The sequence below is a fragment of the Chthoniobacterales bacterium genome (assembly GCA_036569045.1).
Classification (GTDB): domain Bacteria; phylum Verrucomicrobiota; class Verrucomicrobiia; order Chthoniobacterales; family JAATET01; genus JAATET01.
In genome coordinates this window covers 1-12,257 of sequence record DATCRI010000062.1, presented here as the reverse complement: position 1 = coordinate 12,257, position 12,257 = coordinate 1, and the positions used below count along the sequence as shown (strand labels likewise).

Below are 12,257 nucleotides of genomic sequence, written 5' to 3'. Positions count from 1 at the left end.
GTTCCTGCAATCAAGACGGTCCCTCGTGTTCCGACGGATAGGGGAGTGACGTCCTAGTCCTCGAGTTGCTTGAGCTTTCTCTTGATGCGCTCGACTTCTTTTTCCCGCCGCTCGGGATCCTCGAGGGTGCGGGCGTTGATCAGATCGCGCTTGAGCTCGCCTTCCCGGGAATCCGGATCGACTCCGCGCCGAACGATTCGCATCCAGGCGCGGAGCCGCTTGAGCACGCGGGATCGTTTCTCGGGATCGTCGATCTGCTTTGCCTTGACCACTTCGCGGCCGAGCTTTTCGAGATAGGCGGTGTTGCCGACATTCGTCGGGACGGCGGTCGGCGGCGGCGTGATCGTGTCTCCGAGTCCGAAGAACGTGAAGGAATAGGTGCCGGCGGGCAGGGGAGAGCCATTGGCGTCGGTGAGGTCGGCGTCGAGAAGGAGGCGGCCGACATCCTGCCGACCGAGCTGCCAGACGCGGAACCCGACGCCGGTGGACTTGTTCTTGTCGACGCCGTTCACGGAGACGGAGGTCCCGAGGAAGGTGCCGAGCGCGTCGTCCCCGGTGATGCGGTAGAAGACCGTGGTGAGGTTGTTTCCGGGCATGCTGAGACCGATCGTGTCGATATAAGGATGGAGCGGATAGGCCCAGCGGCCGCCGCTCGTGTAGGTCCCGGTCGGAGCGACCGGAATCTTGCCCGTGGCAGCGTCGAACAAATCGAACGTCAACCGGGAGACGTTGCCGATCCTGAACGTGCCATTGGCGGCGGGGTCGCCGCCAACCTGGTCGATGATCACCTTCTGGCCATCGGAGAGGCGGTGCGGGCTCGGGGTCGTGATCCGGATCGGCGTCGTGTTGCTGACGTTCTGGATGGCGTTGTAGAGCGTGTCGCCGTTCGTCGCGCTGGCGGGCCCGGAGTAGAGGAGCGAGATGTTTCGGATCGGGCCGTAGGGCGCCTGGATGGTCCAGGGATTCGTGTTCTTCAGTCCGCCTGTTTCCGTGACGGAAATCTGAAGCTGGGAGGCGCCGCCGGCACCGACGTCAGCCGTGTCGTCGTCCACGGAGAATCCGTAGCCCGTGAATCCGAGATTGACGTGAACGAACCGGACGAACGGGTCGAGGTTGAAGACATTGAATGGCTGGTTGCCGTGCGGTTCGGCCGGGTCGGGATACCAGACCGTGTGGTTCCCCTGGGCATCGACGACGTCGGGATATTTCGTGAAATCGGTGACGCCGCGCAGCACCGACTTGATCATGTCGCGGATCATCGCGATCACCATCTGGGCGTCGACTGTTGCCTTGGCGGCGTCGGTGAAGATGTAGCCCATGTTGGCGCCGACGATGTCCTGCATGAACTTCGAGATGTTGTTGTTGTTCGGCTGGCCGATCTGGTTCATGGACGCCATGATCATGTAGACCTGCTGGGAGAACGTGTAGGGATCGTGCCATGCGGGCTCGCCGGTGAAGACGAACTTGTCGCCGATGAGCGGATAGCCGGGGTCGCCCGGCGCGGTGGGGGTGTAAAGGAGGGCTTGCGGAGGGTGGAAGGTGAACGGCGCGTTCGTCGAGCCGGTGGCCGGTGTCTGGCTGAGGATGACCGATTTTTTATCGCCGGCGATTTCGAGGATGATGGCGTTGCCCTGGTGAACGCCGACCTCCGTCTGCGCGTTGTCGAGTCCGCCGCCCGTGACCGCCATGCCCTTGACGAGCTCGGGATGCGGCTCGTTGAACGAAAGCGTGGCCGTCAGCGCGTCGATGGTTCCGTTGATCGCGACCGGGGCCGAGGGCGCGCCGGGCGTCTGGTCCTGCCAATGCGCGAGGTAGTATTGCGCCCAGGAATACCAGAGTTTGATCATGGCCTCGGAGGCGTAGTCGCTCACGGGCCGGCTGAACGTGAACGCCCGGGCCTCGGTCGTCTGGAGGATGGGTTTGCTCAAGGTGACCGTATGTTCCGTGCGATCGACGCCGGTGACGGTGGTGCCGTCCTGAATGCACTGCGGCAGCGGGGGATCCGCCTTCGGGTCGCTGACGAGATAGCCAATCTCCAGAAACGCGAAAATTTCGTTGTCGGCGAGAAGGTGCAGGGTGGTGCTTCCCACGGGATCGGGCGTGCCTCCGGCCCAGCCGAGGGTGGCCGAGATCGGCAGCGTGCCGCCGCTCGAGAGCATGTATTTCGCGGTCTGCCATGTGCCGTCCTTGTAACTCGATTCGACATCCCGGAGCGGGCTTTGCGCGAAGACGTTGGCGCCGGAAGGAATCTTCAGGGGCGCCTTGGGGTCGTTGGTGGGGTTGGGAATGTTGTAATACGGCCAGCCCTTCCCTCCGAAATACTGCCCGAGGAGCTGGTTGTTGTCGGCGGTGAACACCCGGATCTTCGATTGCAGGAAGTCGATCGTGTTCACGGCGCCGGTCCAGCCGAAGACATCGGGGGTCGAGCCCGGTTTCCAGCCTGTGCGGTTCGGATTCGGCCCGGTGCCGGCGCCCTGCGGCACCACCCACACGTCGTTGGCCTCCATGGCCACCGGCAGATAGAGATTGTCCACGTTGGAGACGTCGTAATTCATCAGCGTGACCAGTTCGTTGTCCGGGATTTCGCTGTTGGTTCTCGCGGTGATCTGTGGATTGACGAGGTAGGTGTGGTCGCGAATGGTCCACTCCGCGAGCTGATCTTCGGTGTCGTCGTTGGGCGCTTCGGCTTTCCCGGCGCGATACCACATGATGACGCCGTTCGAGATCGTGTTGTTACTGGTCGCGGCATTGGCAATGGAGCGGAAGGCGTTCGCGTCGTAGGTCAGCGGATTGGGCAGCGTGCCTCCCTTGATCGCGAGGTATTTCCCGTCGGTCCCGATTCCGATGCGCGCTCCGTTCCAGAAAACCAGCGGAATGGGCACGAGGATGCTCTGGCCGGTCTTCAGGCCGAAATAGTAGCTCCCGCCTTCCTCGTAGCCGATGTAGCCGCGGTATTCCATATTCGGCGGATCGTAGGGATCGTAGAGGCCGACTGCCTTGTTGCTTGCGAGAACCTTCGAGTTGGGGTCCCGAATCACAGGATAAATGGTGTTTGCGGTGTTGTTCGTAATCCGCACGGTCTTCACCGGGATCGTGTTGCCATCCGCGTCAGCACCATAAGTGAGGAATTGCCGCGTGGGCGAACCGGGGCCGGCCGGATTCGGATCGAAAGGCTGAATGCCGTTGTCGGGTTGCCCGCCGCCTCGTCCGGTCGGCATCAGGTAAGTCGGTTCGGCGGCCTTCCCATCGGAAGCCGCGAGCGTGAAAGCGAATGCGGCAATGGCCGACACCAGGATGACCGGAGATTTCATTTTCAAAAATCGAGTGACCTCGATGATTTCAGGACCGCTCTGAAACGTCAGTAGGAATTCGCGGAAAAATCGGCATTTGCCCTGTTGGTAACGCGAGGTTTTGCACGGAAACGCGGCAGTATCTCGCCCATGAACTGTCTGGGGGGAAATCCCTCCGATTCGCGCGGCAACGAAAGAATGTTTTCCGGCCGCATGGTGGCATCCTTTGAACGTCGGCAGTGCCGAAAATGGATTCAGTTCGGCGGGAATTGCTCGAGGAAATGCGAAACGACCATTTCCTTGGCCGTGTTGTCGCTCCAGCGAGCGACGAAATCCGGGTCGTTCTTCACGGCGGGAGTCCAGTCCACGAGGCGGCCCGACGCGTTGAAAATGTATTGCGGCGCGCCATTGGGGAGGGCGAGGGGAGCGGTGATTTCACCGATCACCCGATAATACGTGCGGCCATTGATCGTGAAGGTCTCGACCTGAGGCGGATTCCCGTAGCGGGCGTAGAAATCCTGAATCGTCTCGACGCCGTGGGGATTCGACCGGGCATTGTTGTAGAGCACGGAAACCGAATAGAGCACCGACACCACGATCAGCTGAATCGAAAACAGCCACTTGAGATGAGTCCGGGGCGGTCTCTCCAGAGAAGTTTTCGACTGAGGCGTGGCAATCCACATGACGAAGCGCATCATTGCAGAGTCTGCAATCCACGCAAGTAGATTTTTATACACCGTAGAGACAGTTGATGTATTCCGGAGGATTTACAGAGAAAAATGGCGGTTGGATTGACCCCGACCCGGGCGAATGGTATCCAAGGCGGTTTTCTCGATGAGCGACTACAAGAACACGCTGAACCTGCCGAAGACCGATTTTCCGATGAAGGCGGGCCTTGCGACCCGCGAGCCGGAGATGCTTGCGAAATGGGAGGCAGCCAGGCTTTACGAGCAGATTCAGGCCGCCCGCGCCGATGCGCCGCTCTTCGTGCTGCACGACGGTCCTCCCTTTGCGAACGGCGACGTGCATATGGGCACCGCGCTGAACAAGGTGCTGAAGGATTTGATCGTGAAGTCGCGCTCGATGCTCGGGTTCCGCGCGCCGTTCGTGCCAGGGTGGGACTGCCACGGCCTGCCGATCGAGTTCAAGGTCGTGAAGGAATCCCGGGGGCTCTCGCCGGTGGAGGTGCGTCGCCGCTCGGAGGAATATGCGCGGAAATTCATCGACGTGCAGCGCGGCCAGTTCCGCCGCCTTGGCGTCTTCGGCACGTGGGACGAGCCGTATCTCACGCTCGATCCCGGCTACGAGGCCGAAATCATCCGCGCGTTCGCCAGCTTCGTCGAAAAGGGACTCGTCTACCAGTCGAAAAAACCCGTCTACTGGAGCACCGGCGCGCAGACCGCGCTCGCCGAAGCCGAGGTCGAATACGCCGATCGCACCGACCCGGCGATCTACGTGAAATTCCCGCTCGTCACCGGTCCGCTCGCGGGCCGGGCGAACCTGGTGATCTGGACCACCACGCCGTGGACGCTGCCCGCGAATGTCGCCATCGCGGTCTCGCCGCAGCAGGAATACGTGCTCGTCACGCTCGGTCGCGACGGCTGGGCGGAGGACTTTTTCATCGCGCGGCCGTTGCTCGAGGCCTTTGCGAAGGAAGCCGAGCTGCAGATCTTCGGCGAAGTCGCCACCGTGCGCGGGGAGGAACTCGCCGGCCTCGAGGCAAAACATCCGTTTCTCGATCGGACGTCACGCGTGATCACGGCGGACTTCGTGACGATGGATACCGGCACCGGCCAGGTGCACATTGCGCCCGGCCACGGTGCGGACGACTACATCGCCGGGCGCCAGCACGGTCTGCCGATCCTTTCGCCCGTCGATGACGCCGGCCGTCTCACCGAGGAAGCCGGCATGCCCGCATGGACCGGCAAATATGTCTTCGACGCGAACGCCGATGTCGTGGCGCACCTGCGTGAAATCAAGGCGCTCCTCGGCGAGCGGAAATACCTTCACAGCTACCCCCATTGCTGGCGCTCGAAGACGCCGGTCGTCTTCCGCGCGGTGGAGCAGTTCTTCATCAAAATCGACGCCATTCGCGGCGACGCGCTCTCGGCCATCGACGGTGTCACGTGGCTGCCGCATTGGGGCCGCAATCGCATCTACGGCACCGTGGAAGCCCGGCCCGACTGGTGTATCTCGCGCCAGCGCACCTGGGGCGTTCCGCTCCCGGTGTTTTACGATGCCGCCGGCGCGCCGATCCTCGACGCGGACCTCGCCCGCCGGGTCGCCGACCTCGTCGAGCAGCACGGCACGAATTACTGGTTCGAAAAGGACGACGCCGCGTGGGCGGAAATGCTCGGCCTGCCCGCCGGCACGACCCGCCGCAACGACACGCTCGACGTCTGGATCGACTCCGGCGTGTCCCACACCGCCGTCACCGCGAAGCGTCCCGAGCTCGGCGGCTCGTCCGTGGCCGACGTTTATCTCGAGGCCACCGATCAGCACCGCGGCTGGTTCCAGAGCTCGCTCATGACGAGCATCGCGCTCCACGGCCGCGCGCCCTACCGCACCGTCATCACGCACGGCTTCGTCGTCGACAAGGACACGCGCAAGAAGGTCTCCAAGTCGGAGCAGGGGACTTACGCGAAGCCGATGAATGCCGAGCATTTCATCAACCAATACGGCGCCGACATCCTGCGCCTGTGGGTCTCCACGGTGAACTACACCGACGAGGTGCCCTTCGGTGAAGACGTCTTCAAGCAGGTCGCCGAGCGCTACCGCGGCTTCCGCAACATCCTGCGCATCCTGCTCGCGAATCTCGAAGGCTTCTCCGGTGACGATCTCTCCGGCGCCACCATCATCGACCGCTGGATGCTCAGCCGCCTCCAGGAGGTCATCGCGAAATGCCGCGCGGCCTACGAGGCCTACGAATTCCGCACCGTCTTCGACACGCTGAACCAGTTCTGCACCGTCGACCTCAGCGCGCTTTACGTCGACGTGACCAAGGATCGCCTTTACTGCGACGCCGCGAATTCCCCGCGCCGCCGCGCCACGCAGACCGTGATGCGCACGTGCTTCGACGCGGTTACGCGGTTGCTCGCGCCGATCCTCGCCTTCACCGCCGACGAGGCATGGACGTTCGGAGGCCACACCACGAGCATTCATCTCGAGCACTTCCCGGAGGTCGACGCCGCGCTCCGCGACGAGGCCCTCGAGCAGCGCGTGGACGAGTGGCTGAAGCTGCGCGCCGCGGTTTATCAGCAGGCCGTCGAGCCCGCCCGCCAGGCGAAGACGATCGCGAAGTCGCTCGAGGCCACGGTCATGCTCACGGCGCCGGCCGGGCAGATTGCCCGGCTCGAGGCCGATCGCGCCGAGCTCGAGGAGTTTTTCATCATCAGCGAGCTGCAGTTCGTCGCCGGTGACGAGGTCGCGGCCTCCGTTGCGAAATCGAGCCACACCGGCTGCGCCCGTTGCTGGCGCTATGTGCCGAGCGTGGGAGCGGACGCCGCTCACGACGATCTCTGCGACCGCTGCGCGGAGGTGGTGCCGGCATGATCCGTCTCCTCCTCGGCGTGACGCTGCCGCTTTACCTGCTCGATCAGTTGACGAAGGCGCTCGTGCTGCATTTCATCAGCCCGGACCACCCGCGGCCGGTGATTCCGGATTTCTTCACGCTCGTCCAGTGGCACAATACCGGCGCGGCGTTCAGCCTGCTCTCGAACAACAACGCGTTCTTCATCGGGCTCTCGAGCGTCGCCCTGATCGCGCTGGCCATTTTTGCCCGGCGCGGCGCGTTCAGCGACCGGTGGATGGCCCTCGGTGCGGCGCTGCTCGCGGCTGGCATCCTCGGGAATCTCACCGACCGTCTGCTGCACGGCTACGTCGTCGATTTCCTGCTCTTCGACCTCCACGTGCCATTCGCCAGTCCGTGGCCGGCCTTCAACATCGCCGACTCCTGCATCTGCGTGGCAGCGGTCATATTCATCCTCAGTTCGTTATTTGAAAAAAAGCCCGCCGCGCCGGATACTGCCCAGCCATGAAGGTTCCCTGTTCGCCCTACGCCCGCATCGAAGGCATCGTCTATTTTCGGCGCATGCTCGAAAAAATCCGGCTGAATGATGCCGGGGAACTCCGCGAGGATCTGCGTCCCAATCTGGGCATCAGCTTCGACGATCGATGCTGCAAATTTCTGCAGGTCGACTACGCCGATGTCGTCGCCCGCGTGCGCGAGGGGCTCGACGATGCCGCCGTGCTCGAGTGGTGTTTCTCGCAGGGCTTTCGCCCGACGGAGGAGCAGGTCGAGGTCTGGAGCGATTTCATGCGCAAGCGCGGCTGGAACGACGAGGTCGTGGCGAAGCTCATCGAGCGCAAGGCGGAGAGCGGCTTCTCCGACCGCGACGACATTGTCGTGATGTTCGACTACATCGACGCGGACGAAGGTCGACCGACCGGCGGCAAGGCGGCCTGAGCGATCACGCGTCGCACGCGTCGAGCGTGAAGCCGGCTTTGATCGTCACCTGCCAGTGCGCGATCCGGCCATCCTCGATGTGGCCGCGGGTCTCGACGATCTCGAACCAGCGCAGGTTGCGGATCGAGGTCGCCGCGCGGGCGAGGGCATTTTCGACGGCCTTCTCGATGCCCTCGGAAGAACTGCCGACCAATTCGATTTTTTTGTAGATGTGATCCATGCAGGGGAATCGCATGTGAGGCGAAACTTGACCGCCTGCGAGCAGCTTCGCAGGATGCCTGCCCTTGAAAGCCTATCAGCCCCTCGACTGGGACATCGATTTTCTCGCCGACAATCCCGTGGTGCGCACGAAGCGCTTCGGAATGCCGAAGGAGGCGAAGTCCGTTCGCTACCCGATCCGCCTGCTTCGCTACTGGTTCGGCTACCATCTGCTGCGCGTGGAAGCCGGGCGCGCCGGCCGCCCGCTGGATGTCGCCGAGATCGGCGTGCACACCGGCCAGTTCCTGGAATTTGTCCGGTCCGCGCCGGTGGTGCCGGCCCTGGGCACCTGGACCGCCGTGGACGCGGTGATGCTCACGGAGAAACTCCGCAAGGCCGGCTACGACGACTTCTTCGAGGCGAATCTCGAGGATCCCGCCTTCGACCTGCCGCGTGATTACGATGCCGCGGTGCTCCTGCACGTGCTCGAGCATTTGTTCGAGCCGGAGGCGGTGCTCGCGAAGATTGCCAGGCGCATCCGCCCGGGCGGCGTCCTCATCGGAGGATTCCCGGTGCTTCCGGACTTCCTCGTCGCGACGCGGCAGGCCTCCGTCCGGAAGACCGCCGGCCCGATGGGCCACGTGAGCGTGTTTTCGCCCGAGCGCGTCCGCAAGATGGGCGAGGCGGCCGGCTGCACGACGGAATTCGTCAGCGGCGCGTTTCTCATGCGCAGCAAGGGCAGCTCGCTGGAAAATTCCGCGGCGTGGATGCGATTCAACCTCCGCTGGGGGGGAGCGTTCCCGTGGTGGCCCGGCGAAATTTACTGGCTCATGCGCAAGCGTTGAGGTTGCCTGACGAAGCCGTTGCATTGCCCGATTTCATGAAAGCCTTCCGTCGTATTTCCGTCGTCGTTGTCGCCGTCCTCCTTGCCGTGGTGCTGCCCGGCTGCGAAACGATGCAGTCCGAGCAGGCCGCGCGTCGCGAGGCGATGAATGCCGCCATCCGGGCGGAGACGCCGGGCGACTATTTCATCGGCCGCCGCTTCTACAAGGTGGACTACAAGATGTGGGGCTGGGTGCGCGAACCGGGCAAACCCTGGAGCACGGCGAAGCTCGTGATGATGAACGAGCAGAAGACGCTCGCGCCGGATCGCCAGCAGGGCCGCCTCGGCGCGGACAATAATTTCGAATACACCCTGCGCGGCTATTTCTCGGGCGACCGGGTGTATGAGCCGGCCAGCGACACGATCTATCCGGAATTCGTGCTGACGGGTTACGAGGTGCGTTCGACGAATCCGCCCCTGATCTTCAGCTCCGCCCGGCAGGCCGATCCCAAGGTGCGCATTCTTGCGCCGCCGATGTAATCGGCCTACGTGCCGTAATAGCGGTCGCCGGCGTCGCCGAGGCCCGGCACGATGTAGCCGCGCTCGTTGAGTCCGTCATCGATCGCGGCGAGATAGATTGGCACGTCGGGATGCGCGGAGAGCATGCGCTCGACGCCCTGGGGGCATCCGACCACGCACACGAGGCGCAGCCGCTTCGCGCCCGCCTTCTTGAGCTGGTCGATTGCCGAGACGGCGCTGTTGCCAGTGGCCAGCATCGGATCGACGCACACGACATTGGCCTCGGCGATGCCGGGAGGCACGCGCAGGTAGTAGGGCCGTGGCTCGAGCGTGAGTTCGTCGCGAAACATGCCGATGTGGCCGACGGGGGCATCGGGCAGCAATTCCGAGAGCGCCTCGGCCATGCCCAGACCTGCGCGGAGGATCGGCATGAGGAAGATGGCGTCGCGAATGCGCGCTCCCCGGGCGGGCTGCAGGGGCGTGGGAACGGTGAACGTCTCTTCTTCGAGATCGCGGAGCGCCTCGTAACCCACGAGGAGGCTCAACTCGTGCAACGCATCGCGAAAACCTTGCAAGGGCGTCGCCGCATCGCGCAGCACGGTCAGTTTCGCACGCACCAACGGATGATCCACAATCTGGCAGCCCATGGATGGGCGTCATAGCAAGCCGGGGACGGCTTGGAAATGCTTTCTCTCAACGGAGGGCGATGCTCGGGATTTGACACTCCAGGCAAAGCAGCCGATGTCTTCGTTCCCCGCCGTGGCAGCCGGAGTTCGGTCTGTCGCCGGGAATTCCGTCGTTCATGAATATTCATCCCACCGCCATCGTCAGCCCCCGCGCCCGTCTGGGCAAAAATATCACCATCGGCCCGGGAGCGGTGATCGAGGACGAAGTGACGATCGGGGACGACTGCACGATCCAGGCCCGCGCGATCCTCACGAGTCGCGTGACCCTTGGCGCTCGCAACCTCGTCGGCTACGGCGCGGTGATCGGCGCCGCTCCGCAGGATTTCGCCCACGATGAATCGATTCCGAGCGAAGTGGTGATCGGCGACGACAATGTCCTGCGCGAATACGTGACGATTCACCGCGGCACGAAGGCCGGCACCGCCACGCGCATTGGCAACGGCAACCTCCTCATGGTCGGCGTTCACGCCGGCCACAATGTCGAGATCGGTGACCGCAACGTAATCGCGAACAACTGCCTGCTCGCTGGCTACGTGCAGGTCGGCAGCGACGTCGTGCTCGGCGGCGGCGCGGTGTTTCACCAGCTCATCCGCGTCGGCGACATGACGATGATCCGTGGCGGCACCGCATGGAGCAAGGATGTCCCGCCGTTCACGGTCGGGAAGATCATCAACGTCATTTGCGGCATCAATGCCGTGGGGATGCGTCGCAAGGGGCTCGGCGCCGAGGCCCGCCAGGACGTGAAGCGCGCCTACAATCTGATTTATCGGAGCGGGATGAACGTAAGCCAGGCCATCGAGAAGAGCCTCGAGATGGAGTGGGGGCCGGAGGGCAGGCGCTTCCTCGACTTCGTGAAGGTGCGCGGACGCAAGGGCTTGTGCGCGGCGATTGGCGCCGACGCCGCCCACGTGGAAGCCGACGAGTAGCGTTTCGTCGCAATTTATGATTGAGCGCGGGCGCAGACCGTGCATTCTTTCCAGTCCCGATCTGCGAAGGATCGGACGTCACGCCGATGTAGCTCAGGGGTAGAGCAGCTCATTCGTAATGAGCGGGTCGCCGGTTCAAATCCGGCCATCGGCTCTCTTTTTCCGAGATTTCGGGAGAACGTTGCCTAAGCGGTGCGAGTCGCGGTGCGGGCGCGTTTCGTGAATTCGCGGCGCGGGTGGTCGCGCTCGGCATCCACGATAAGTTGCAGAAACTCGCTGCGTCCCGTGCGGAAGGCCACGCACCGGGAATCGAGGAAGTTTACGAGATCAGTCGGCATGCTCACGCTGAACTTCACACTGCGATCTGCGCGAATGGATCGGCCGGGACGCGGCGCCGGGGACGAGGCGGGAAGGTGGCCATCGAGGTCGGATGAATCGTGGGATTTCATGGTTTTGGAAGAGAAATGCGGAGGCTGATCTCGTTCGGATTCTCTCCCACCGGAATCATTCGACTCTCCGGATATTGGCCATGACGGCTCCTGAATTGCGCGGGGGTGACGCGGACATCGTCTGCAAGACCGCGTCCGCGATGAGATGCGCAGTCTGGGGGAATCCGATGAGGCCCGTGTTGATCGTGAGGTGATACTGGAGCGAATCCTCCACATCGGCAGCGAAGTGCTCGCGGATGTAGCGAGCCCGGGCGCGGTCTTCCTTTTTGATGAAGTCCACGGCATCGGCCTGGCTGAGGTTGTAGTAATCCCGAATGTGGCGGACGCGGGTATTGATTGGCGCGACAAGGCGGACATGAAAGACGTGGCCGAGGCTCTTCGTGACGAGGTTTCCGCCGCGGCCGACGATGATGACATTCCCCGTCTCGGCAAGACGAAGGATGGTGTGCTTCGTGTGTTCGACGAGGGTCCAGTTCGGCGGATGGATCCCCAGCAGGTCTTCGATGACGTCGATGACCTTCGGGCGGGAGTCCTCCGGCAGATAGGGCTCCAGCGTCGACGGAAGTTTGTGGTCGCGCAGGACGCGCTGCACGAGTTCCCGGTCGAAGACCGCCCACGGGCGATGCGGATCGTGGCCCGGACGATTTTCGAATTCGTTCATGAGGAGCCGCCCGACGGTGATCGCGCCAGCTCCGGTTTGGCGGGAGATCGTGATCGCGCGAAGCGGCGGAGGTGGCGTCTCCGGCGGCGGCGGGGCGGCGTGGGCGAGGAGGTAGGAGCGGCAGTTCTCGAAGAGAAGCGGTCTCATGGCGGGGATGGGTGGATGGTTTGGGGAGGGGAACGGCCGGCCCGGAGACGGGCTTTTCTCTTCTCCTGCGAGAAATATCGGACGGTTTCCCGG

At 63.4% G+C, this 12,257-nt stretch carries 12 protein-coding genes and 1 tRNA gene; 7 read left to right on the top strand and 6 right to left on the bottom strand.

The window, feature by feature from the left end:
- Positions 1 to 53 precede the first annotated feature (53 nt).
- Both VIM61_11800 and VIM61_11795 read right to left on the bottom strand, forming a co-directional pair.
- Positions 54 to 3,311 (bottom strand): hypothetical protein, encoded by a 3,258-nt coding sequence (locus tag VIM61_11800; protein ID HEY8901085.1) that lies wholly within the window; start codon positions 3,309 to 3,311, stop codon positions 54 to 56.
- A 233-nt stretch (positions 3,312 to 3,544) separates the two neighbouring features.
- On the bottom strand, positions 3,545 to 3,886 hold the full coding sequence (locus VIM61_11795; GenBank protein ID HEY8901084.1) for a hypothetical protein: 342 nt from the start codon (positions 3,884 to 3,886) through the stop codon (positions 3,545 to 3,547).
- A gap of 238 nt (positions 3,887 to 4,124) precedes the next feature.
- On the opposite strand from VIM61_11795, the gene ileS reads away from it, so the two are divergent.
- The 3 genes from ileS to VIM61_11780 are packed head-to-tail and all read left to right on the top strand — an operon-like array spanning position 4,125 to position 7,755.
- Positions 4,125 to 6,842, top strand: coding sequence for an isoleucine--tRNA ligase (gene ileS / locus VIM61_11790; protein HEY8901083.1), 2,718 nt, complete (start codon positions 4,125 to 4,127; stop codon positions 6,840 to 6,842).
- Entirely contained in the window at positions 6,839 to 7,327 is a 489-nt protein-coding gene (gene lspA, locus VIM61_11785) for a signal peptidase II (GenBank protein HEY8901082.1), read from the top strand. Before ileS ends, lspA begins: the two co-directional genes overlap by 4 nt.
- Entirely contained in the window at positions 7,324 to 7,755 is a 432-nt protein-coding gene (locus VIM61_11780; GenBank protein HEY8901081.1) for a DUF5069 domain-containing protein, read from the top strand. The genes lspA and VIM61_11780 overlap by 4 nt, the downstream gene beginning before the upstream one ends.
- Before the next feature lie 4 nt (positions 7,756 to 7,759).
- Here the strand turns inward: VIM61_11780 and VIM61_11775 are convergent, their stop codons facing one another.
- Entirely contained in the window at positions 7,760 to 7,990 is a 231-nt protein-coding gene (locus VIM61_11775) for a dodecin (protein HEY8901080.1), read from the bottom strand.
- Positions 7,991 to 8,039: 49 nt separating this feature from the next.
- On the opposite strand from VIM61_11775, the gene VIM61_11770 reads away from it, so the two are divergent.
- Positions 8,040 to 8,798: a class I SAM-dependent methyltransferase gene (locus VIM61_11770; GenBank protein ID HEY8901079.1), complete on the top strand. Its 759-nt coding sequence runs from the start codon at positions 8,040 to 8,042 to the stop codon at positions 8,796 to 8,798.
- Between the two features lie 35 nt (positions 8,799 to 8,833).
- Entirely contained in the window at positions 8,834 to 9,316 is a 483-nt protein-coding gene (locus VIM61_11765; protein ID HEY8901078.1) for a hypothetical protein, read from the top strand.
- Positions 9,317 to 9,321: 5 nt separating this feature from the next.
- Here the strand turns inward: VIM61_11765 and upp are convergent, their stop codons facing one another.
- Complete coding sequence (gene upp / locus VIM61_11760; GenBank protein ID HEY8901077.1) at positions 9,322 to 9,942, bottom strand: uracil phosphoribosyltransferase; 621 nt, start codon at positions 9,940 to 9,942, stop codon at positions 9,322 to 9,324.
- A gap of 155 nt (positions 9,943 to 10,097) precedes the next feature.
- On the opposite strand from upp, the gene lpxA reads away from it, so the two are divergent.
- Together lpxA and VIM61_11750 are read left to right on the top strand one after the other, a co-directional pair.
- Positions 10,098 to 10,907: an acyl-ACP--UDP-N-acetylglucosamine O-acyltransferase gene (lpxA, locus tag VIM61_11755; GenBank protein HEY8901076.1), complete on the top strand. Its 810-nt coding sequence runs from the start codon at positions 10,098 to 10,100 to the stop codon at positions 10,905 to 10,907.
- Between the two features lie 82 nt (positions 10,908 to 10,989).
- Positions 10,990 to 11,061 (top strand) — tRNA-Thr (locus VIM61_11750).
- A 31-nt stretch (positions 11,062 to 11,092) separates the two neighbouring features.
- On the opposite strand, the gene VIM61_11745 is transcribed toward VIM61_11750, so the two are convergent.
- Both VIM61_11745 and VIM61_11740 read right to left on the bottom strand, forming a co-directional pair.
- A complete protein-coding gene (locus VIM61_11745) occupies positions 11,093 to 11,356 on the bottom strand; it encodes a hypothetical protein (GenBank protein ID HEY8901075.1) in 264 nt (87 codons plus the stop codon).
- Positions 11,357 to 11,411: 55 nt separating this feature from the next.
- Positions 11,412 to 12,164: a cytidylate kinase-like family protein gene (locus VIM61_11740; GenBank protein HEY8901074.1), complete on the bottom strand. Its 753-nt coding sequence runs from the start codon at positions 12,162 to 12,164 to the stop codon at positions 11,412 to 11,414.
- Between the last annotated feature and the right edge of the window lie 93 nt (positions 12,165 to 12,257).